Here is a 19,356-nt window from a genome sequence, read left to right on the forward strand (position 1 = left end):
CTGCCCCGAGCTGGCGAGCCTCCCGGGCCGGTACCGCCTCCTCGAAGAACACCCACGCGTGAGCCTGCACCGGCGCACTGGAGCGCCAGCGGGGTGGCAGTTGCGCCAGCAACGCGTCGGTCTGCGGCTGCAGGACCAGCAGCCGCACGGCTTCATCGGCCTCGGGGGCCTGCGGGGCGCGGCGGACCAGCTCCAGCAGGCGCCCTTGGCCCAGGGCGTTGTCGGTGGCAGTGCCCCGTAGCAGGGCCTGGGCCAGGCTCAGCTCGGTGGCGTTGGAGCCGCGGCCACCCCTCAGGCAGGCCAGGGCGGCCTGGCCGTCGCCCAACTGGGCGAGGCCGCCGGCCAGCTGATCCCGTTGACCCGCGTTCGGTGCTGGATTCTTGAGGGCACAGGCCGCGCGGATCGGCCCGATCGCGCCGGGCCAGCGGGCTCCCCAGCGGGCCAGATGGCTGGCGCCATCCAGCAGGGCCTGGCCCTGATCGCCGGCCTCAAGGGCGGCGGCCAGGGCCGCTGGATGGGCGGGGAAGCGCTGCCGCAGCCGTTGACGCTGGATCGGCTGTTCCCTTCCGAGGGCGTAGAGGGCATCGGCACTGCTCGGGGCGCCGGGGAAGCGGCGCAGTTGTTGCTGCCAGAGCTGGGTGGCGGCGTTGCTGTCGCCCAGGGCTTCCGCGGCCAGGGCGTCCTGTTTGAGCACCACGGCGGCGAGGGGATCGGCTCCCCAGCCCTGGTGGCGCAGGAGCTGCCTCCGTTGGCGTGGCTCCTCGCCCAGGCGGGCGTGCAGCAGGAGCGCCGCCTCCCGCCGCCGCCAGGGATCCGGGTCCCAGCGCGCCGCCCTGGTCAGTGCAGCACTGGAGACGGCGGGAGTCAGGGGTGGGCGCAGCCACTGCAGCAGGGCGCCGCCACCGAGGAGCACCGCGCCGGTCCCCAGGGTGGTCGCCGCGATCAGCAGGGGGAAACGGGGCACGGCGTGCGGGCCAGCTGCCGGCATTCTGGGGATCCCTCCGCCGCCGGTGCCGCCGGCTCGGTCGATGCCGCGGTTGCCGTCCCTGCCGCCCTTGCCGCCGTTGCTCACCACCCTGCCGGGAGCGGCCCAGCGGCGGCGCACCCTGCAGCTCTGGGCGGTGGCAGGGGTGGTAGTGCTGCTGCGGCCCTATCCGCCTTTCCGCTGGTTGCCGGGCTGGAGTGTGGGCCTGCTGCTGCTCTGGGCGGTGGCGGAGCTGCTGCGCTGGGCCTGCTGGCCGCGTCGCTGGCGCTGACCCGGAGTCGTGCCGCTGGCGGTGATGGCGAGGGCGGGGCGGGACACGGCGCTTAAGAGACTGCTGAAAAACCCCTTCAAGGGCCATTCAGCCCGGGAACGCCTGACTCCGAGCCCAGTGTTCACGGGCGCTGCGCCCAGAGGTCAGACTCAAGTCATGGCGACCTCGGGACTTTTTCAGCAGGCTCTTAACCTGCTGCCCGCCATCGATCGCGTCGCCATGCCCGGGCCGCTGCCCCCTCCGATCGGTGCACCCCTGGGTGACGCCGTCACCGGCTTCGGCACGGACGGAATCCGCGGCCGCGTCGGTACCTGCGTGACCCCGGCCCTGGCGCTGCAGGTGGGCTACTGGTGCGGGCGGGTGCTGCGCACCGACGGCCCGGTGGTGATCGGCAGTGATTCGCGCACCAGCGGACCGATGCTGGTGGCGGCCCTCACCGCCGGTCTGACCGCCGCGGGTCGGGAGGTCTGGAACCTGGGTCTCTGCCCCACACCGGCGGTGCCCGGCACGATCCGCCGCCTCGGGCTGGCTGGTGGGCTGATGGTCTCGGCCAGCCACAACCCTCCCCACGACAACGGCATCAAGGTGTTCGGGGCTTCCGGCGCCAAGCTCAGCCGCGACCAGCAGGAGGCGATCGAGCGCGGTCTGCGGGGCACGCCGGAGACTGAGGCCGAAGCTCCGATCGGCGGCCCCAGCACTAGCGGCAACATTGCCAGCGGCTCCGAGACGTTCGGCTCTGCCTATGAGCGGGGCGACCTGCTGGAGGTCTATCGGCAGGGTCTGCTGGCCAGCGTCGAGGGGAGGCGACTGGATGGGTGCCCGGTGGTGCTCGACCTCTGCTGGGGATCGGCCGCCGCCTGTGGGGAGGCGGTCTTCCGTGACCTCGGTGCCGCGGTGACCGTGCTGCACGGCGAGCCGGATGGCCACCGCATCAATATGGGCTGTGGCAGTACCCATCTCGAGCCGCTGCGGCAGGCCGTGCTCGCCAGCGGTGCCGCCATGGGATTCGCCTTCGATGGCGATGCCGACCGCATGCTGGCCGTCGATGGCCAGGGTCGGGTGGTGGACGGCGATCAGATCCTCTACCTCTGGGGCACGGCCCTGCAGGAGGCCGATCAGCTGCCCCAGAACCGCATTGTGGCCACGGTGATGTCCAACCTGGGCTTCGAGCGTGCCTGGCAGGCCCGTGGCGGGGTGCTGGAGCGCACCGCCGTGGGGGATCAGTACGTCCACCAGGCGATGGAGGAGCTGGGGGCGGGTCTCGGTGGTGAGCAGTCGGGTCACATCCTCTCGGCCCGCCATGGCATGAGCGGCGATGGCCTGCTCACCGCCCTGCAGGTGGCCACCCGCCTGCACCAGGCCGGCCTGAGCCTGGCCGATTGGCTTGAGAGCAGCTTCCGGCCCTACCCCCAGCGGCTCGTCAACGTGACCGTGCCCGATCGGCAGCGGCGGCAGCAGTGGCAGCAGTGTGAGCCGCTGCGTCGTGCGGTGGAGGCGGCCGAGCAGGCGATGGAGGGTCAGGGACGGGTGCTGGTGCGGGCCAGCGGCACCGAGCCCCTGCTGCGGGTGATGGTGGAGGCGGCCGAACAGGGCCAGGTGGATCACTGGACTCACCACCTGGCGGCCGAGGCCGAAGCGCACCTCTGTGCGGCCTGAGGGCTCAGGCTGCCTGATCCGCCAGCTGCTGGGCGAGCTGGAGGGCACCGGCGCAGGCATCGCCCCGCGGGTCCACCAGATGGGCGCCGCCCAGACGCTCCTGCAGCCGCTGGGCGAAACGCTGGTGCAGGCCCTCCAGGTGGCGCAGGGCCCCGCCGCTGGTCACCACGGCCGGGCTCTGCAGCTCCAGGGCCGCGGCCACCGCCATGACCATTGCCGCCAGGGCGGCGGCGTTGGCCTCAAGGATCGCCGCCGCCCCGGCATCGCCGTGCCTGGCCAGGTCGTGCACCACCGGCGCCAGGGCGGCGAAGCCAGCGGCGCCGAACTGCGGCTGCACCACCAGGGTCTTGATCCGCTGCGGTGCCAGGGGGTCGTCCACTTCCAGATCCAGGGCCTGCCACAGGGCCCGGCGCAGATCGGAGTCCGGGATGCGGCCATCGGCCATGCGCAGACTCAGGGCCAGGCCGTCACGGCCGATGTCCATCGCTGAGCCGGCCCCATCGAGCAGCCAGCCCCAGCCGCCGCAGCGGTGGCTGCGGCCCTGGCCGTCCTGGCCCACGGCGATCGTGCCGGTGCCGCTGATCACCAGGATGCCGACCCCGCCCGCGAAGGCGCCGTGCAGGGCGGTGCGCTCATCGCCGGTCACCTCCAGCCGTTCCAGGGGCAGTTGCAGGGCCCGGGCGGCAAGGCGTCGGCCCTCTTCCTGAACGGCGGTTCCCTGCTCGATCCCGCTGGCGCCGATCGCCGCCGCCAACAGGGGCTGCAGACCTGTCTGGGCCTGCGCCTCGGCCGGCAGCCGTTCCAGAGCGCTCTGAAGGCTGAGCTGCAGGGCCGCACGGAAGCGCTCCGGACCGTCCGGTGCCGCCAGGTGGCAGACGCCCGGCCCCTCGCCTTCCGCCAGGATCCAGGATGCCGGATCGGGCCGTGCCAGCCGGCAGCAGGTGTGGCTCTGGCCCGCGTCGAAGCCGGCGATCAGGCCTGGCGAAGGCACTGGTGCTGGCGAGCCGGTCATCAGGGGCGATCCGTGGCCCGGCCCAATGCTGGAGCGGCCGCGAGGGTGGCCAGGCAGAACCAGGCGATCAGCTGCACCTCCGGCCGGAAGAAGATCGTGTCGGTGAGGCCCTGCACCATCAGCCCGGCGATCACCGCCACCGAGGCCAGGCAGGGCAGGGCCAGCACGCCGGACTGACGCCACTGGGCCAGCCCGGCCCTGATGCTTGCCAGAGCGAGGCCGATGCCGGCCAGCAGACCGGGAATCCCCGCTTCCACGGCCAGCTCCAGGGGGATCGAGTAGGTGCTGAGGGCGTTGAACTTGGGTTGCTGATAGAGCGGGTAGATCAGGTTGAAGGCCGTGTTGCCCGGCCCGATCCCCAGCCAGGGCCTGTCGCGGATCATGTCCAGGGCCGCCAGCCAGACGTTGATGCGGAAGTTGTTGGAGCTGTCCTCGCGGCCCACCAGCAGGCTCATCGCCCGCACCCGCAGGGGCTCCACCTGGGTGACGAGCAGCACCAGAATCAGAGCCCCGCCTCCCAGCAGCAACAGCGGAAACAGGCGCCGCCACAGCAGGGGCCAGGTCTGGGTCTGGCGGATCGCCAGCAGCAGGCCGATCACGGCAAGGGAGGCCACCATCCCCATCCAGGCGCCGCGGCTGTAGGTGAGCACCAGAGCTGAAGCACCCAGCACCAGGGAGGCGAGAGCATAGAGCTTGCGGGCCAGGCCGGGCCAGCGCAGCAGGGCCACGATCGCCAGGGGCAGGATCGGCAGGAGATAGCCCCCCAGCAGGTTGGGGTTCTCCAGGGTGCTGTAGATCCGCACCGTTCCGCTGGCCACTGAGTTCGGATCGGCCCAGCGGGCCAGTTCGCTGGTGTTGGCGTAGAGCTGCCGCAGGCCGATCACGCTGGTCACCAGCTCGCCGGCCAGCAGCGCTGCCACGATCCGGTCCCACCACACCGGAGCGGCGGCCAGCAGCTGGCGCATCAGGGCATAGACGGCCATGTAGCTGAGCAGTTTCAGCAACCCCTTGGCTGCGGCAGCCGGGACCGGCGAGAAGCCCGTGGCCAGCACCGCCAGGGCCAGCACCACCAGCAGCCAGCCATTGATCGGGCTCAGGCCCCGCGCCGGCGTCCGCAGGGCCCACACCAGCCAGAGCAGGCCGCTGGCCAGGATCAGCAGGCTCAGCCCTGCGCGGGTCACCAGCGGCAGGCCGGCCATCAGGGCGCAGAGCACCACCCCCGCCACCAGGGGCATCCGGCTGCTGAGGGGGCCGGCGGGGGTGTTGGCCAGAACCCCCTGCCAGCGCAGCAGCCAGGGGGTGGGGGCAGGGGAGGTCAAGGGGCTGGTGGCTCCGCGGCGCAGGAGTCGGTGGTGTGCACCGGCTCAGTGGCGGGATTATCGGCGGCCAGCGCCACCCTCTCCTCCAATCCGGGGGCGGGCGTCAGGGCGCGTTGATAGAGCACGCGGTACACCGGAAGCCCCTGCTCCAGCACCAGTCGCTCCCGTTCGGTCGGCACCGGCAGGGGGTTGTGGTCGCGCCAGGGGCGCCGGTCCTGCGGCGGACGGGTGAAGCAGGCGCTGGCCTCGATCAGGTCCACCATCGGCTCGATCACGGCCAGCACGTCGCTCTGGATGAACAGCTCCCGGCCCGGCGCCAGGGCGGCTGCGATCGCGTGCAGCAGGGCGGGCTGCAGCACCCGCCGCTTGTGATGCTTCGTCTTGAACCAGGGGTCGGGGAACTGGATCGTGACCCGCTCCAGCCTGCCCTCCGGCAGGGCCCTGAGCCAGTCCTGCAGGCTCACATTGGCGTTGCAGAGCAGGAAGTGGAGGTTGCTGAGGCCCAGGACCTGGCGGTCGGCCTCGGCGGCCTCCACCAAGGGCCTGCGGATCTCGACGCCGAGATGGTTCCAGCCCGGATCCACCTGGGCCAGGGCCAGCAGGAAGCGGCCGCGGGCCGAGCCGATGTCGAGCCGAAGCGGCAGGGACGGATCGGCGAACAGGTCGTTCAGTGGTGGCAGGGGCCGCGGCAGCTGGTGGCGGCGGCTGAGGGGATTGACGTGTTGACGCACCATGGCGGCAGTGTCGCTTCCGGCGCTCAGGCCGCCGCTTCGGCTGCTGAGGCGACCGGGTCCACGGGTTCCTGGGGCACCAGGAAGCCGATGCTGGCGGTGTAGCCATGCAGGTGCGTGTTGCCCGCCACCGGCCCGATTTCGCCGTTGCAGAACGCCCCGGCGATCGGCACCGTCGCGAAGGCGGCGCGGCAGAGGCTCACATCCCCGTCCGGGCGGCCGTAGAGGCCCTGGCCCCGGCCCAGACAGGCAAAGACCAATGCCGCCAGTGGCTCCGGCTCCCGTTCAGCCTGGCTGGCCAGCAGCTGGCGCAGCTCCTGGCTGGAGGCGGCGGCATCGCGCAGCTGGAACTGCACCTGCTGGCCCACCCGCATCCGCTCCGCCACGGCCACGGCGCCATTGCGGGGATCGACGCCGATCAGGTTGCGCACCAGGAAGGCCGCCGAGTCTTCGCTGCTGCTGCTGAGGCTGAAGTTGCTGCGCCCCACACCCAGGAACAGGGAGTGCTTGACGAGCTCCCGCTCCTCCGGGGTGAGGGCCGTGAGGATTTCCTGCAGGGCGGCCACGGGGGTGTTGCGCCGCTGGCCGAGGCTCACTTCCAGCACCACGTTGCGCTGGGCCTGCTCCACTTCGAACACCGGGCCGATCGGCCGGCAGCCCTGAGCCACCACCGCATCGAGCCGCCAGGCTCCTTCGATCAGACAGCCCACCGCGCCGGTGCAGACCGAGCCGTCAAACAGCAGGGAGCCATGGCTGGCGCTGTGCTGTCCGGCGATGCCTCCCACCTTGTCGACCCCCGCAAAGGCGTAGTCGAGGCCACTGATCAGGTCGTTGATGGCCGGACTGGAGGGATCCACCAGCAGCAGCATCGAGGCAGACGCGCCTGCGGCGGTGCCGACCCGATCGATCCAGGGTTCGGCGGGGCCGTCCAGATCAGGCAGCTGGCTGGTGTCGATCTGGAACGGGTGCAGCCTTGCACCGGGCAGGCGCAGCAGGGTCACGCTCAGGGCCGGCTCGCGCTCCAGCTCCCGCGGCACCCCGGCAGGGTCGGTGCCCACCACACCGCCGCCGACACAGCCGAGCCAATGGTTGGAGCGCAGCCGCTGGCTGAGCAGTGGCAGCAGACGTGGCAGGTCACTGGCGTAGGCGCTCGAGACAAACACCAGGGCCAGATCGGCTTCTTCCTTGCTGCTCAGTTGGCCGGCGACGGCATCCACCGCGGCCTCGAGGGAGGCCTCCTGGGAGAGCGCGCTGCGACACCAGGCAGCCGGCTCAGCTGGCTCGAGCCAGCGCAGGAATGGGAATGCGGCCATGGGCGGACCCTATCGCCTCAGGCAGGCTGCGGATAATGGCGTCTTCCCGTACCGCCGCCGCCGTGTTCGAGTCCGATCTCCTGTATCGCTCGCTGGTGTGGCTGGATGTGCGGCTCGCCAGCGTGTTCGCCCTGGGGCTGCCGCTGGTGCTGCTGGTCTGGGCGGCGCTGCGTCGGGAGACGGCCCTGGTGCGGCTGCTCACGATCTACTGGAAGGTGGCCAGCCTGCTGCTGGTGGCCCTGTTGCTGCTCACCGATCGCCGTCCGCTCGGCTACGCCCTGCTGGTGATTGCGCCGCTGCTGATCGTGGCGTCCCTGTGGTTCTGGGTCGATCTCAACGAGGAACTGGCCGACCTGCCGCCCTGGCGTCCCTTGCCGCTCACCCTGCGCCTCTGGCGCTGGAGCCTCACGGTGCTGGCCCTGCTCGGCGCGGGCCTGGCGACCACGGCGCTTCCCTGCCTGGGGGGTGGGGCTGCCCTGGAGCGCACCCTCTGCCGTGCCTGGCTGGAGGCGCCGCAGGGCATTCATGGGGGCGTCGACCGGGTCTTTGACTTCGTCTTCGGCGCCGACTGGACGCCGGCGGTGGCGGCCTTCGTGGGCTACCTGGCCCTGGTGGGCTATGGGGTGGGGCTGTTGCAGTGGCTGCTGGTGCGGCTGCCCAAGCAGGGGAGGGTGGCCGGTGAGTTCTGAGACGGGCGCTGCCGGCTGTGGGGTGCTGGCCAGGCTGGAGGAGATCAGCCGGGACCGGCCCGATCGGGTGCTGCGGCTGCGGGGTTCCCTCGGCGAGGACCCCCTGGAGCTGCTGGTGTTCCGCGGATTTTCCAGCAGCACCACGCACCCCACAGAGGTCGATCCCGACCAGTCGGCGTTGCCGCCGGGCGCACGGATCGAAGCCGCCGAACTGCTGGTGGGCCCCCTGCGGCCCGGTGCCGAGCAGGTGCTGCTGGGGCCGGTGCCGATGGAGCTGCTGTTGGACCCGGCCCGCTGGTGCTGAGGTGCCTGGCCGGCTGAACTCCGGCTCAATTCAGGTGGTCAGCACCGCCACGCAGCGGCCGCAGAGGCTGGGGTGCAGGGTGTGCTGGCCGATGTCGGTTTCGTAATGCCAGCAGCGCTCGCATTTCTCGCCCTCGGCCCGGGCAATCCGCACCTGGATGCCGCCTGCGCTGGCCTCGGCCAGCACCGCGTCAGGGGGAGCACCGCCCAGCTGCAGAGCTGAGACCAGCAGCCAGTCGGCCAGGTTGTCGACGCTTGGCGCGGCTGAACCCGCCAGCCAGTCGAGGCAGGGTTGCAGGGCCGCTGCGGCCTCACCGGCGCCGAGCTCCAGGTGCACCTGGGCTTCAAGGGAGGCACCGAGCTTCCCTTCGGCCCGGCAGCTCTCCAGCTGGCGGTTCACCAGGGCGCGCAGCTCGAGAATCCGCTCCATGGAGCTCTCCAGTTCGGGTGCGGCCCAGTCCGCTGGCGCCGTGGGCCAGCCCCGCTCAAACACCGAGACCTCGGCCACGGGGTAGGGAAGGTTCTGCCAGATGTCTTCAGCCATGTGGCAGAGCACCGGTGCGATCAGCCCCGCCAGACGCTCCAGCACCAGGCTCAGCACGGTCTGACAGCTGCGGCGGCGGAATTCGGCAGCGCCGCTCACGTAGAGCCGATCCTTGGCGATGTCGAGGTAGACGTTGGAGAGATCCACCACGCAGAAGTTCTGCAGCGCCTGAAAGAAGCGGTAGAACTCGAAGCGCTCGAAGTCGCCCGTCACCGCATCGATCAGGGCGGCGGTGCGCTGCAGCATCCAGCGGTCCAGCAGCGGCAGCTCGGCGTAGGCGATCGCATCGCCGCCCTCGGCCACGGGCCGCGGATCGAAGTCGTGGAGGTTGCCCAGCAGATAGCGGGCCGTATTGCGCACTTTGCGGTACACATCCGCCAGTTGCTTGACGATCCCCGGACCGAGGGGCACGTCGGCCGAATAGTCGACCGAACTCACCCACAGCCGCAGGACATCGGCCCCATAGGCGGGATCCTGCTTGGCGTTCTTGCCGCCTTCCACCAGGACCGCCGGGTCGACCACGTTGCCCAGGGATTTGCTCATCTTGCGGCCCTTCTCATCCAGGGTGAAGCCGTGGGTGAGCACCCGCCGATAGGGGGCGTGGCCATGGACGGCCACCGAGGTGAGCAGGCTGCTCTGGAACCAGCCGCGGTGCTGGTCCGAGCCCTCCAGGTAGAGGTCGGCGGGATAGTTCAGGGGCGAGGCCTCCGCCGGGGCGTCAGCGGCGGCAAGGCCGCCGAGCACGCCGGCCCAGGAGGAGCCGGAATCGAACCACACATCCATGGTGTCGCTGCCCTTGCGCCATTGATCGGCCTGGTCGGCATAGGCGGGTGGCAGCAGGCCTGCCTCATCGCGCTCCCACCACACGTCGGAGCCGTGCTCGGCGATCAGGGCCTGGATGTGGTCGAGGGTGTCGGCGTTGAGCAGCACCTCACCGCTGCTGCGGTGATAGAACACGGGGATCGGCACACCCCAGGTGCGCTGGCGCGAGATGCACCAATCGCCCCGGTCCCGCACCATCGCCTCGATGCGATTGCGGCCGCTCTCGGGCAGCCAGTCCACGGCGGCGATCGAGGCGAGGGCCTGGTCGCGAAAGCCGTCCACTGACGCGAACCACTGTTCCGTGGCCCGGAAGATCGTCGGTTTCTTGGTGCGCCAGTCGTAGGGATAGCGGTGTTCGTAGCGCTGCTCCGCCAGCAGGGCGCCGGCATCCCGCAGGGCGGTGATGATGGCCCCATTGGCCTCCTTCAGCACATTCAGGCCGGCGAATGGACCGGCTTCGGCGGTGAGGTTGCCGGCCTCATCGACCGGGCAGAGCACCGCCAGGCCGTACTTGCGGCCGGTGTTGAAGTCGTCCACGCCATGGCCGGGGGCGGTGTGCACCAGGCCGGTGCCTGCTTCGGTGGTGATGTATTCGCCGCCGATCACCACCGGGCTGCTGCGATCCAGCAGGGGGTGCTGGTAGGTGATGCCCTCCAGCTCCGCGCCCTTGACCCGCAGGATGGGTTCGAGACTCAGCCCCAGGGTGTGCTCCAGGCTGGCGGCCAGATCGGCCGCCACCACCAGGTGGGCAGCGCGGTGTTGGCTACCGCCTCCGCCCTGGCCGATGCGGCAGATGGCGTAGTCGAGTCGGTCGTTCACCGACACTGCCAGGTTGGCCGGCAGGGTCCAGGGCGTGGTGGTCCAGATCGCCACCGCCAGGGAGCCAGCGCCTTCAAGGGTCACGCCGGCGTTGTGCAGGCCCTGGCGCAGCGGCTCGGGCAGCTCCACCACCGGAAAGGCGACGAAGACGCTCGGGGAGGTGTGCCCGTCGGGGTACTCCAGCTCGGCCTCCGCCAGGGCGGTGCGGGAGCTGGGGCTCCAGTGCACCGGTTTGAGCCCCCGGTAGATGTGCCCGGCCAGCACCATCTGGCCGAACACGCCGATCTGGGCCGCCTCATACGACTTGTGCAGGGTCAGGTAGGGCTGGTCCCAGTCGGCCCAGATGCCCCAGCGGCGAAACCCGGCCTTCTGGCCCTCCACCTGCTCGAGCGCATAGGCGTGGGCCTTGCGCCGCAGCGCGATCGGCGTGAGGGCCTGGCGTTCGCTGCTGCTGAGGCTCTGCAGCACCTTCAGCTCGATCGGCAGGCCGTGGCAGTCCCAGCCCGGCACGAAGCGGCAGCGCCTGCCCTGCAACAGGGCGGTTTTGTTGATGATGTCCTTGAGGATCTTGTTGAGGGCGTGACCCACGTGCAGGGCGCCATTGGCGTAGGGCGGCCCGTCATGCAGGGTGAAGCGTTCTCCCGGATTCTCGCGGCTGAGACGCTCGTAGATCCGCTGCTCGGCCCAGAAACGCTGCAGCTCCGGCTCCCGCACCTTGGCATTGGCCCGCATGCCGAAGGGCGTCTGCAGGAGGTTGAGGGTGTCCTTGTAGGACACCTCTGCGGTGGGGCCCGCGGCCGCAGCCGGATCGGAGGACGAGGGGGAGGCCGGGCTGGCGGTCACGACGCCTCGGTGCAGCAAGGCGCGATTATCCCGTCCCGCTGCATTTGCCCCGGCGTGACGGCGCTCTGGCACGCCGGTGTCTTCGGTGTCAGGGTGCTTCTGGCGTGGAGCGGAGCAGCGCGTCGACATCCTCGAAGCTGCGCACCACTGGGGCCGATCCCACCTCGGCCTGGACTTCGGCTTCGGTCTTGGCTTCGTCAGCTTCGGGGCCGGCATCAACCTCCTCCGATGCTGTCGCCTCCTGATTCGAAGCCTGGTCCTGAACCGAAGCCGGCAGTTGCGCTTCTGATGGTTCCTGGGTGAGGTCGGAGGGGGGCAGATCGTCCTCCGGTGCAGGGCTGGGCGCTGCAGCTGTCCCCGCCGGCTGGGTTTCGGCCTCATCCCTCGGGGCAGTCAGGGGAGGGATCGATCCGTCGGACTCTGGGCTGGTTTCCAGCGCAGGCTGGTGCTCGGTGGCCCCATCGGTCTCGGGGCTGTGCTGGGGCGCGGGCTCCTGGCCCTGCAGGCCATCAGCACCGGGGTTGCGCTCGGCCCCAGGGTTGGAGTCCATGTCGGCGCTGGCTTCCTGGTCAGAACTGTCCCTTGAGCTGTCCGTGGCCCCAGGCTCCTGCCGCACCCAGCGCTTGGTGACGCTGCGCGGTTGGCGCCGCTCCTGGATCCAGCTGGCCAGTCCCGTTGCCAGGCCCATCACCAGCTCGATCAGCTTGCCGACCGCCACCAGCAGTTGCTGCAGGCTGGTTCGCCACCGCTCCAACGACCAGAGCCGCTGCTGCTCTTCGGGGGTGAGCTGACGCCAGCGGGCCTGGCCCACCTCGCTGCCGAGGCGGCCGATCAGCAGGCCGCCGCAGAGCACGGCCACCATCGGCGCTCCCACCAGGCGGTCGGCGCTGGTGACCAGCACCAGCCCCAGCAGCAGCACCACCGCCCCCCACACTGCGTCGCGGGGACGGCTCAGCTCCTGGGCCAGCAGCGGCAGCAACAGAACAGCCAGCCCCAGCAGCAGGGCCAGGCTTCCCCCCAGGGTGGCGAGCATGGCGGTGTGGCGTACGGCCCCCATTGTGGAAGCTGTTCCCCGACACTCCCTAGAGTCGCCACACGCCCACCTGGCGGAATTGGTAGACGCGCTGGGTTTAGGTTCCAGTGGCTCAGGCTGTGGGGGTTCAAGTCCCCCGGTGGGCATTCCCGGTTTTTTAGGTTGTGCGACCTTTTGGCCTCAGGTGCATCAGCAGACGATGATGGAATCTCCGCTGGCGACTGAGGCGCGTTCGATTCAGACCCCTGCCACCCAGGTGCTGAGGCGTTCCCCTTCCAGTGCGGTGCCGCGAGAGTTCCTCGACCCGCCGGATGCCTGGAATCCCACCGTGGGGTTGTTCCTGGGGGGCTATGCCCTGGCAGGGCTCACCATCTGGGGCTGGTTCGGCGCCGGTTGGCCCCTGCCGGTGCTGCTGGCCCTCGGCTTCCTGGCTCTGCATCTGGAGGGCACCGTGATTCACGATGCCTGCCACAACGCCGCCCATCCCAGCCGCTTCTGGAACGCGGTGATGGGCCATGGGGCGGCGATGCTGCTCGGCTTCAGCTTTCCGGTGTTCACGCGGGTGCATCTGCAGCATCACGCCCATGTGAACGATCCCAAACACGATCCCGATCACATCGTCTCCACGTTTGGACCGCTGTGGCTGATCGCACCGCGTTTTTTCTATCACGAGGTCTTCTTCTTCCGGCATCACCTCTGGCGCCGCTATGAATTACTGGAGTGGGGTCTGGCTCGCGGCCTCTTCTTTGCCATCGTGCTGGCGTCGTTGAAGTATGGCTTCCAGGATTTCGTCTTCAACTGCTGGTTCGCACCGGCGCTGATGGTGGGGGTCACCCTGGGTCTGTTCTTCGATTATCTGCCTCACCGGCCCTTTCAGTCGCGCAACCGCTGGCACAACGCCCGCGTTTACCCGGGCCGGTTGATGAACCTGCTGATCATGGGGCAGAACTATCACCTGATTCACCATCTCTGGCCATCGATTCCCTGGTTTGAGTACCAGGACGCCTATCACGCCACCCGCCACATTCTTGACGCCAAGGGATCACCTCAGCGTCTCGGTTTGTTCGAGACCCGCACCGATGGTCTCAATTTTCTCTACGACATCTTTCTCGGCGTGCGCAGCCACAAGAAGCGCCGCAGTCGACTCAGGCCTCTGGCTGCTCTGATGCCGACCCGCCATGCCCGCCGCAGGGTGTTGGAGCTGCTGCATCGAACGGCGGTGTCGCCGGTCCGCTGAGCCCTTACTCAGCCAGGATGCGCGGCACGCGGAAGAAGTCGCCCTCGCGCTGTGGCGCCAGATCCAGAAGCTGCTCGCGCTCCGCAGTGGTGTCCACCGCATCGGCTCGGGTCACATTCACCACTTCGACGGCCCGGGTGGTGGGCTCAACGCCTTCGGTGTCGACCTGCTGGAGATGGGCCACGTAATCGAGAATGCGCTCGAGCTGGCCGGTGTAGGTGGTGATCTTCTCCTCGGGGAGATCGAGGCGGGCCAGGTGGGCCACCTTGCGTACATCGTCGGCCGTGATCCTGCTCATCGCTGCACCCGGGTCGGGGGGGAGGCTGAGGGGGAACTTACTCGGCCAGGAAGGCGGTGAGATCCTCCGCAAGGGCCGTGGCCGCCAGATCCAGAAAGGTCTTGCCGTGGTCAGGACTGGCCAGGAAGGGATCGGAACCCATGCGGCCATCGGGATGGCGCCGGCGGAAATCGGCTGGGCCATGAATCGGGCCGGCCGGCGCCGGTTCCGGCAGGGGCCGCTGCTTCTCCACCAGGCTCGGCTCCAGGTGCAGGGTCAGGGCGATTTCGCTGGGGGTGGCGTGATGGCCTTCCTTCTCGCCATAGCGTTGCCGGGCTTCACGCATCACCGGTGCGGCGGTGAACCAGTTGGCCAGACGGCAGCGCAGCCGTTCCGGGTGGGGCAGCCCCCGGGCGGTGGCGGTGCCGTAGGCCTGGGCGAAGGCGGCCCGTGCCGTGGCGATGTTGCCGCCGTGGCCGTTGATCACGAAGATCCGCTCAAAGCCATGGCGCGCCAGCGACAGCACCACGTCGTGGAGCACAGCCAGCAGCGTGGCCGGCTGCAGGCTGATCGTGCCGGCGAAATCGAGGTGGTGCTCCGCCATGCCGAAGGCCTGGGTCGGCGTGACCAGCACACCGGTGCGGCGGCCCACTTCCAGGGCCACGGCTTCAGCGGTGAGGGCATCGGTGCCGATGGCGCCCGTGGGTCCGTGCTGCTCCGTGGAGCCGAGCGGCACGATCACCCCCTTGCAGTGCGTCAGGTAGGTCTCCACCTCCGGCCAGCTGCGCAGCTGCAGGCGGATGGCTTCGGTGCTGGGGGAGATGGTCATGGTGAACAGCGGCAACCTGGATGGATCTGCTTAGGATCAATGGGCCTGCAGCCCGGAGGGACCATGCTGCACCGCAAGCTCCAACAGTTCTGTTGTGAGAAGCGCCCGGTGTGGGTGTTTCTGCGCGATCAGCAGCGCTGGATCGAAGAGGCGCGCATCCTGGAGATCGATGGTGATCTCGTCACCCTGCGCTACGACGCCGAAGACGACGACGAGCTGCACAGTTGGGAGGAGAGCGTGCGTCTCGATTCGATCGGCGCCGTCAGCACCCGCCTGGCCTACGTGTGCCGCACCAACACGGCCGACGATCTGCTGACCTCCGAGGACTGCCCTGAAGCCGAACGGCTCGGCAGCCAGGGCTCCTGAACAGCCCCCAGGTGGGGTCAGTGGGCCGTGCCGTTGCCGTCGTAGGCGTCGGTGTCGTAGTAGCCGCCCTTGGTGCCGAAGAACAGGGTGGTGAGACAGAACAGCACGCTCACCACCAGCACCACGAGGCCTGGATTGAAGCTGGAGCTCGGATCGGTCACGGGGGCACTCGCTCATTGATGGCCCCAGTCTGTCGACAGACGCTGCCGCTGTGTGGACTGCGGTCAGGATGGTGGCGTCTCGTGACCTCGCGCCTGTGACCCGGCTGCCGGCACCCCTGCCCCAGGGGTTCTTTGTGCGCCCGGCCGAAACGGTGGCGCCGGAGCTGATCGGCAGCCTGCTGGTGCGGCGCTTGCCGGATGGAACCGCGCTGCGGGGGCTGATCGTGGAAACGGAGGCCTACTGCCAGAGCGAGCCGGCCTGCCATGGTCATCGCCGCCGTAGTCCAGCCAATGCAACGCTGTTCGGTGAGCCTGGGCGGTTTTACGTCTATCTCACCTACGGCCTGCACCACTGCGTCAACGTGGTGACCGGCCGCAGAGACTGGGCCAACGGCGTGCTGCTGCGGGCGGTGGCGCTGCCCGGCGAACCGGAGCGGGTGGCGGCAGGCCCCGCTCTGCTGGCCCGCCGTTTCGGCCTGGATCGCAGCCTGGATGGCCGCTCCGTGGCGCCTGAGTCGGGGGTGTGGCTGGCGCCGGTTCCCTCGCGGCTGCAGGACTGGCTCGATCAGTGCCGCAGCCGTGGGGAAGACCCGTTGTGCCAGTGCCCCCGCATCGGCATCTCTTCCGCCCAGGAGCTGCCCTGGCGCTGGTATCTGCGCGGCAGTCGCAGTGTCAGCCGCCGCGTGCGCGGTGATCGGAAGCCGCCGCTGGCGTTTGCCCTGGATCCGGCCGTCCTGCTGGATGTCTGAGCCCTGCTGCTCGGCAGAGCCCTACCTTGTGGGGTGTTCTGCGCGACCGCGGCCCCTTGAGCGGCTGGAACCACCGCCATGTGATCGACCTGGCGGCGTTCTCGCTGCAGGATTTCGCCACCGTGCTGGAGCTGGCTCAGCGCTTTCGTTCCCTGCCTGATGCCGGCGCTCGCAAGCTGCCGGCGCTGCAGGGCCGGTTGATGACCACCCTCTTCTTCGAACCGAGCACCCGCACGCGCAGCAGCTTCGAGCTGGCCGCCAAGCGCCTCTCCGCTGACGTTCAGAGTTTCTCCCCGTCCTCCAGCTCGCTCAGCAAGGGCGAGAGCCTGCTTGATACCGCCCGCACCTATGTGGCGATGGGATCGACGGTGCTGGTGGTACGCCATCGCTGCGCCGGCGTGCCTGCCTGCCTGGCGCGCGATCTCGATCAGTCCGGCGAAAGGGTGGCGGTGCTCAATGCCGGCGATGGGCTGCACAGCCATCCCAGCCAGGGTCTGCTGGATCTGTTCACACTTGCCCGCCACTTTGATCCGCTGGCCCCATCGCCCGAAGGCCTGCGGGGCCGGCGGGTCGCGATCGTGGGAGATGTGATGCACTCGCGTGTCGCGCGCTCCAATCTCTGGGCCCTCACCGCCTGTGGCGCGGATGTGGTGCTTTGTGGTCCGCCCACTCTGGTACCCGAGGCCTTCGCCGACTTCGTGGCGGCTCCGCCCCCTGGCCAGCATGAGGATCCTGTGCCCCGACGTGGCTCGATCCAGGTGGTGCGCTCCCTTGAGGAGGCGTTGCCTGGGGCCGATGCGGTGATGACCCTGCGTCTGCAGAAAGAGCGGATGCAGCAGCAACTGCTCTCCAGCCTCGACACGTACCACCGCCTCTATGGCCTCAGCCGCGATCGCCTGGCCCTGTGTGGCCAGCCGGTTCCCCTGCTCCATCCCGGCCCGGTCAACCGTGGCGTGGAAATGGCCGGCGATCTGCTCGACGATCCTGGGGCCAACCTGGTGGAGGAGCAGGTCCGCAATGGCATCCCGGTGCGGATGGCCCTGCTCTATCTTCTGGCCGCCGGGGATGGGGCCGGAGCTCAGAACAGCTTGAAGCCGTCCAGCAGCAGGCCGTAAAGCAGGCCGATCCGGCCCATGTCCAGCAGTTCCAGCCCCAGATGATCACCACGCTGCCGCAGCAACCAGCGGCGGGCCCTGATGGCGAATTCCATCGCGATCACGCAGAACAGGGCCGCCAGGTGGTCAATGATGGAGAGGGCACCGCAGATGGTGCCGACGCCACCGCCGATCACGAAGCCGAGCAGCAGGACGATCAGCAGCAGGGCTAGCCGTCGCCAGGGATTACTGGCCCAGTCGGTCAGGGCCGCGCCTGCGTCGACCACCCGGCTCTGCAGGCGTGTCGGTCGTGGCCGCAACGATCCTGCCTCGGGGGTCTGCTCGATTCGCTGGGTGGGGCTGGAGCGGCGAGCCGGGAAGGGAGTTCGCATCGGGCGGCCGTTACCAGGTCCAGTGAGCCGGAGCCCAGTGAACCGCACGGCAGAGCGGCAGGATAGCCGTCACATTGGGTGGGCCTCAGCCTGAGACCTGCCCTGCGTGCTGACGAGCTGGTCGCTGGAAGCCGGGATCAGCCCTCGCTGTCTTTCTTGCGGGAGCCCTTGCCTTCCAGCAATTCGAGCAGGGCCTCCATCTGGGCCATGACACCCCTCACCTCACCAGCTTCAGGAAGCAGTCCGTCTTCCATCACACCTTGGTGCATCTCGCGCAGTTCCTGGCGGATGTAGCGCAGATGACTGACCACCTGCTCACGCTTGGACTGCGACATCGCAACGGTAGGGAACGGATCAGACCTCTCTTTTACCCCATCGCCCTTCCCACCACGGCTGGGCGTGAGGGAGCCGGGATCGGATCAGCGCGGGCCAGGTCCGCTCACTTCTGGCCGAACTGTGCCTTGGCCTGCTCGTAGAAGGCAACCTCGATCCGCTCCAGGCCCGCATCGGCGGCGAGCCGTTCGATGCGCCGGCGCACCGCTGGCCGCACGAAGAAGGGGACCTCCTTCAACTCAACTTCAGCGTCTGAACTCCATTCCAGAGCAGCCATGGCCTTGTGCGAGGTGTGAAGAGGAGTGCTTTGGGATTAGAGTAATCGAACCGATCAGAGACGTCGCGAAAGGATGGGACTCAATTCGGAACTCTGATGCGGCCGACTTCTCTCTGATCAATGATTAAGAGTTCAAATGCCTTTGCTCCGAAGGCGGTCGGAGCCGTTAAGATCAAATGATTTCAAAAATGGCTCATGGCTGCTTCCCCGATCCAAAATCAGCAAATTCTCGGCCCTGATGGCAGATGGGATTTCTCCAACCTGGCTGATACCGTATCCCTTGAGAACTTCCCTGATTCTCTTGGTCAGCCCACCAGAATGAATGGTGGAGACGATCAGGTTACCGGCTCGAGCATTCCCATCCCTGGCTGGTTTAACGATGTAAACGGAAACCTCGGCAACGATTTTTTGGTTGGCGGCACCGGGCGAGACAAATATCTTGGCGGCAATGAAAATGATTTCCTTGCCGGCGACGCAGGGGCGGATTGGCTCAACGGGAATGTTGGTAACGACAATGTCAGTGGCGGGGCTGGTAATGATATTGTTCGAGGTGGCGCAGGTAACGATTTTGTTTTCGGTGAAGCAGGAGACGATATTGTCACCGGTGATCTAGGCAAAGATTTTCTGAATGGGGGGGGCAGGTAATGATCGATTTGTCCTGCCAACCGACGCCGCCAATACCTCCCCCAATGCCTTTGAAGTCGATGTCATCACTGATTTCTCACTTGTGGGTGGGAATAGAGATAAAATTGTTCTCCCGGGTGTTGCATCCTTTTCGGAGCTTGAATTTACGAATACTGTGCTTGATGGAGTTGCTGGAACGTTGATCGGCTTCAAGTCAGGCAACTTCATTGGATTTGTTCAAAATATCACCCCTGCAAGTCTTGGTGCTGGCGCAGGTTCAAACTTTGTCCTCGGTGCCACGGCGGATGATTTCTTCGCCAAAATCACCCCCGATTTCTTCCTGCAGAATCCCAATATGGCAACAGACTTGATTCCTGTCTGAATCCACGATGTGACAGATGGGGCTAGCTCGCTACGCCCCTCTGCTCGCTTTCGGGCTTCTGTTTTCACCGTTCTATTCAGCGGTGTCGGATGTAGCAAGGCCCGCTGTTCTGGTCGTTGGAATTTGATCAACGCTGCGGCAACGGCGAATCATGCAGCTGCATTGGCCGATGCAAGATTGAACTCGAAAGTTTCCAGGTGGCTTAAAGCCTTTGGCATTGATGGAGAATAGGGGACTCGAACCCCTGACCTCTGCGGTGCGATCGCAGCGCTCTACCAGCTGAGCTAATTCCCCA

At 68.2% G+C, this 19,356-nt stretch carries 22 protein-coding genes, 2 tRNA genes and 1 pseudogene; 11 read left to right on the plus strand and 14 right to left on the minus strand.

The window, feature by feature from the left end; genetic code table 11:
- Window positions 1-964 (minus strand): annotated as a pseudogene (locus VB777_RS04955) (hypothetical protein); the annotation flags it as partial.
- Window positions 965-1,028: 64 nt separating this feature from the next.
- On the opposite strand from VB777_RS04955, the gene VB777_RS04960 reads away from it, so the two are divergent.
- Both VB777_RS04960 and glmM read left to right on the plus strand, forming a co-directional pair.
- Window positions 1,029-1,256 (plus strand): hypothetical protein, encoded by a 228-nt coding sequence (locus VB777_RS04960; protein WP_197157298.1) that lies wholly within the window; start codon window positions 1,029-1,031, stop codon window positions 1,254-1,256.
- A 219-nt stretch (window positions 1,257-1,475) separates the two neighbouring features.
- Entirely contained in the window at window positions 1,476-2,912 is a 1,437-nt protein-coding gene (gene glmM, locus VB777_RS04965; protein ID WP_197171657.1) for a phosphoglucosamine mutase, read from the plus strand.
- A 4-nt stretch (window positions 2,913-2,916) separates the two neighbouring features.
- Here the strand turns inward: glmM and VB777_RS04970 are convergent, their stop codons facing one another.
- Genes VB777_RS04970 through VB777_RS04985 form a run of 4 tightly spaced genes read right to left on the minus strand, consistent with a single transcriptional unit; the run spans window position 2,917 to window position 7,287 of the window.
- Complete coding sequence (locus tag VB777_RS04970) at window positions 2,917-3,924, minus strand: N-acetylglucosamine kinase (protein ID WP_322757739.1); 1,008 nt, start codon at window positions 3,922-3,924, stop codon at window positions 2,917-2,919.
- On the minus strand, window positions 3,924-5,243 hold the full coding sequence (locus tag VB777_RS04975) for an IctB family putative bicarbonate transporter (protein WP_322757738.1): 1,320 nt from the start codon (window positions 5,241-5,243) through the stop codon (window positions 3,924-3,926). Before VB777_RS04975 ends, VB777_RS04970 begins: the two co-directional genes overlap by 1 nt.
- A complete protein-coding gene (gene trmB, locus VB777_RS04980) occupies window positions 5,240-5,974 on the minus strand; it encodes a tRNA (guanosine(46)-N7)-methyltransferase TrmB (protein WP_197172115.1) in 735 nt (244 codons plus the stop codon). Before trmB ends, VB777_RS04975 begins: the two co-directional genes overlap by 4 nt.
- A gap of 26 nt (window positions 5,975-6,000) precedes the next feature.
- The gene (locus VB777_RS04985) at window positions 6,001-7,287 is read right to left on the minus strand and encodes an FIST signal transduction protein (RefSeq protein WP_197171663.1); all 1,287 of its coding nucleotides are present in this window, start codon (window positions 7,285-7,287) and stop codon (window positions 6,001-6,003) included.
- A gap of 35 nt (window positions 7,288-7,322) precedes the next feature.
- On the opposite strand from VB777_RS04985, the gene VB777_RS04990 reads away from it, so the two are divergent.
- Entirely contained in the window at window positions 7,323-7,976 is a 654-nt protein-coding gene (locus VB777_RS04990) for a DUF3177 family protein (protein ID WP_197157288.1), read from the plus strand.
- A complete protein-coding gene (locus VB777_RS04995; protein WP_231598179.1) occupies window positions 7,966-8,280 on the plus strand; it encodes a hypothetical protein in 315 nt (104 codons plus the stop codon). The genes VB777_RS04990 and VB777_RS04995 overlap by 11 nt, the downstream gene beginning before the upstream one ends.
- 30 nt (window positions 8,281-8,310) lie before the next feature.
- On the opposite strand, the gene ileS is transcribed toward VB777_RS04995, so the two are convergent.
- Both ileS and VB777_RS05005 read right to left on the minus strand, forming a co-directional pair.
- On the minus strand, window positions 8,311-11,196 hold the full coding sequence (gene ileS / locus VB777_RS05000; RefSeq protein ID WP_323247485.1) for an isoleucine--tRNA ligase: 2,886 nt from the start codon (window positions 11,194-11,196) through the stop codon (window positions 8,311-8,313).
- A gap of 199 nt (window positions 11,197-11,395) precedes the next feature.
- Window positions 11,396-12,364, minus strand: coding sequence for a hypothetical protein (locus VB777_RS05005; protein ID WP_323247466.1), 969 nt, complete (start codon window positions 12,362-12,364; stop codon window positions 11,396-11,398).
- A gap of 40 nt (window positions 12,365-12,404) precedes the next feature.
- On the opposite strand from VB777_RS05005, the gene VB777_RS05010 reads away from it, so the two are divergent.
- Together VB777_RS05010 and crtR are read left to right on the plus strand one after the other, a co-directional pair.
- Window positions 12,405-12,486, plus strand: a tRNA-Leu gene (locus VB777_RS05010).
- A 56-nt stretch (window positions 12,487-12,542) separates the two neighbouring features.
- Window positions 12,543-13,577 (plus strand): beta-carotene hydroxylase, encoded by a 1,035-nt coding sequence (gene crtR, locus VB777_RS05015; RefSeq protein WP_370594818.1) that lies wholly within the window; start codon window positions 12,543-12,545, stop codon window positions 13,575-13,577.
- A gap of 4 nt (window positions 13,578-13,581) precedes the next feature.
- Here the strand turns inward: crtR and gatC are convergent, their stop codons facing one another.
- Together gatC and VB777_RS05025 are read right to left on the minus strand one after the other, a co-directional pair.
- Window positions 13,582-13,875, minus strand: coding sequence for an Asp-tRNA(Asn)/Glu-tRNA(Gln) amidotransferase subunit GatC (gene gatC / locus VB777_RS05020; RefSeq protein WP_197157282.1), 294 nt, complete (start codon window positions 13,873-13,875; stop codon window positions 13,582-13,584).
- A 37-nt stretch (window positions 13,876-13,912) separates the two neighbouring features.
- Window positions 13,913-14,683 carry a creatininase family protein gene (locus tag VB777_RS05025; RefSeq protein ID WP_197157280.1) on the minus strand — a complete coding sequence of 257 codons (771 nt, stop codon included), beginning with the start codon at window positions 14,681-14,683 and terminating at the stop codon, window positions 13,913-13,915.
- A 63-nt stretch (window positions 14,684-14,746) separates the two neighbouring features.
- Here VB777_RS05025 and VB777_RS05030 point away from each other — a divergent pair, with 63 nt between their 5' ends.
- Window positions 14,747-15,049, plus strand: coding sequence for a DUF6679 family protein (locus VB777_RS05030; RefSeq protein WP_197157278.1), 303 nt, complete (start codon window positions 14,747-14,749; stop codon window positions 15,047-15,049).
- A 17-nt stretch (window positions 15,050-15,066) separates the two neighbouring features.
- Here VB777_RS05030 and VB777_RS05035 read toward each other — a convergent pair whose 3' ends face one another.
- The gene (locus VB777_RS05035; RefSeq protein ID WP_197157276.1) at window positions 15,067-15,210 is read right to left on the minus strand and encodes a hypothetical protein; all 144 of its coding nucleotides are present in this window, start codon (window positions 15,208-15,210) and stop codon (window positions 15,067-15,069) included.
- Window positions 15,211-15,278: 68 nt separating this feature from the next.
- On the opposite strand from VB777_RS05035, the gene VB777_RS05040 reads away from it, so the two are divergent.
- Together VB777_RS05040 and VB777_RS05045 are read left to right on the plus strand one after the other, a co-directional pair.
- Window positions 15,279-15,959, plus strand: a complete 681-nt coding sequence (locus tag VB777_RS05040) for a DNA-3-methyladenine glycosylase (protein ID WP_197171668.1) — start codon at window positions 15,279-15,281, stop codon at window positions 15,957-15,959.
- A 56-nt stretch (window positions 15,960-16,015) separates the two neighbouring features.
- On the plus strand, window positions 16,016-17,074 hold the full coding sequence (locus VB777_RS05045; RefSeq protein WP_197158925.1) for an aspartate carbamoyltransferase catalytic subunit: 1,059 nt from the start codon (window positions 16,016-16,018) through the stop codon (window positions 17,072-17,074).
- Here the strand turns inward: VB777_RS05045 and VB777_RS05050 are convergent.
- The 3 genes from VB777_RS05050 to VB777_RS05060 form a co-directional block, all read right to left on the minus strand.
- Window positions 17,038-17,445: a DUF565 domain-containing protein gene (locus VB777_RS05050; protein WP_322757732.1), complete on the minus strand. Its 408-nt coding sequence runs from the start codon at window positions 17,443-17,445 to the stop codon at window positions 17,038-17,040. The genes VB777_RS05045 and VB777_RS05050 overlap by 37 nt on opposite strands.
- A 137-nt stretch (window positions 17,446-17,582) precedes the next feature.
- A complete protein-coding gene (locus VB777_RS05055; protein ID WP_197157265.1) occupies window positions 17,583-17,780 on the minus strand; it encodes a hypothetical protein in 198 nt (65 codons plus the stop codon).
- A 104-nt stretch (window positions 17,781-17,884) separates the two neighbouring features.
- Window positions 17,885-18,046, minus strand: a complete 162-nt coding sequence (locus tag VB777_RS05060; protein ID WP_197158924.1) for a PCP reductase family protein — start codon at window positions 18,044-18,046, stop codon at window positions 17,885-17,887.
- A 204-nt stretch (window positions 18,047-18,250) separates the two neighbouring features.
- Here VB777_RS05060 and VB777_RS05065 point away from each other — a divergent pair, with 204 nt between their 5' ends.
- Both VB777_RS05065 and VB777_RS05070 read left to right on the plus strand, forming a co-directional pair.
- A complete protein-coding gene (locus tag VB777_RS05065; protein WP_323247470.1) occupies window positions 18,251-18,700 on the plus strand; it encodes a calcium-binding protein in 450 nt (149 codons plus the stop codon).
- Window positions 18,684-19,061 carry a hypothetical protein gene (locus tag VB777_RS05070; RefSeq protein ID WP_323247471.1) on the plus strand — a complete coding sequence of 126 codons (378 nt, stop codon included), beginning with the start codon at window positions 18,684-18,686 and terminating at the stop codon, window positions 19,059-19,061. The genes VB777_RS05065 and VB777_RS05070 overlap by 17 nt, the downstream gene beginning before the upstream one ends.
- 221 nt (window positions 19,062-19,282) lie before the next feature.
- Here the strand turns inward: VB777_RS05070 and VB777_RS05075 are convergent.
- Window positions 19,283-19,355 (minus strand) — tRNA-Ala (locus VB777_RS05075).
- Between the last annotated feature and the right edge of the window lies 1 nt (window position 19,356).

Origin of the sequence: Synechococcus sp. CCY9202 (assembly GCF_034931685.1) — a bacterium.
Lineage (GTDB): Bacteria > Cyanobacteriota > Cyanobacteriia > PCC-6307 > Cyanobiaceae > CBW1002.

Excerpts from the sequence above, each read along its gene's own strand:
- VB777_RS04970 (WP_322757739.1), bottom strand. The coding sequence starts at position 3,924 with ATGACCGGCTCGCCAGCACCAGTGCCTTCGCCAGGCCTGATCGCCGGC.
- VB777_RS05030 (WP_197157278.1), top strand. The coding sequence starts at position 14,747 with ATGCTGCACCGCAAGCTCCAACAGTTCTGTTGTGAGAAGCGCCCGGTG.
- VB777_RS04960 (WP_197157298.1), top strand. The coding sequence starts at position 1,029 with ATGCCGCGGTTGCCGTCCCTGCCGCCCTTGCCGCCGTTGCTCACCACC.
- VB777_RS05055 (WP_197157265.1), bottom strand. The coding sequence starts at position 17,780 with ATGTCGCAGTCCAAGCGTGAGCAGGTGGTCAGTCATCTGCGCTACATC.
- crtR (WP_370594818.1), top strand. The coding sequence starts at position 12,543 with ATGGAATCTCCGCTGGCGACTGAGGCGCGTTCGATTCAGACCCCTGCC.
- VB777_RS05065 (WP_323247470.1), top strand. The coding sequence starts at position 18,251 with ATGGCTGCTTCCCCGATCCAAAATCAGCAAATTCTCGGCCCTGATGGC.
- VB777_RS04985 (WP_197171663.1), bottom strand. The coding sequence starts at position 7,287 with ATGGCCGCATTCCCATTCCTGCGCTGGCTCGAGCCAGCTGAGCCGGCT.
- VB777_RS04990 (WP_197157288.1), top strand. The coding sequence starts at position 7,323 with ATGGCGTCTTCCCGTACCGCCGCCGCCGTGTTCGAGTCCGATCTCCTG.
- VB777_RS05040 (WP_197171668.1), top strand. The coding sequence starts at position 15,279 with ATGGTGGCGTCTCGTGACCTCGCGCCTGTGACCCGGCTGCCGGCACCC.
- glmM (WP_197171657.1), top strand. The coding sequence starts at position 1,476 with ATGCCCGGGCCGCTGCCCCCTCCGATCGGTGCACCCCTGGGTGACGCC.
- VB777_RS05070 (WP_323247471.1), top strand. The coding sequence starts at position 18,684 with ATGGGGGGGGCAGGTAATGATCGATTTGTCCTGCCAACCGACGCCGCC.
- ileS (WP_323247485.1), bottom strand. The coding sequence starts at position 11,196 with ATGCGGGCCAATGCCAAGGTGCGGGAGCCGGAGCTGCAGCGTTTCTGG.
- VB777_RS05025 (WP_197157280.1), bottom strand. The coding sequence starts at position 14,683 with ATGACCATCTCCCCCAGCACCGAAGCCATCCGCCTGCAGCTGCGCAGC.
- VB777_RS05005 (WP_323247466.1), bottom strand. The coding sequence starts at position 12,364 with ATGGGGGCCGTACGCCACACCGCCATGCTCGCCACCCTGGGGGGAAGC.
- gatC (WP_197157282.1), bottom strand. The coding sequence starts at position 13,875 with ATGAGCAGGATCACGGCCGACGATGTACGCAAGGTGGCCCACCTGGCC.
- VB777_RS05050 (WP_322757732.1), bottom strand. The coding sequence starts at position 17,445 with ATGCGAACTCCCTTCCCGGCTCGCCGCTCCAGCCCCACCCAGCGAATC.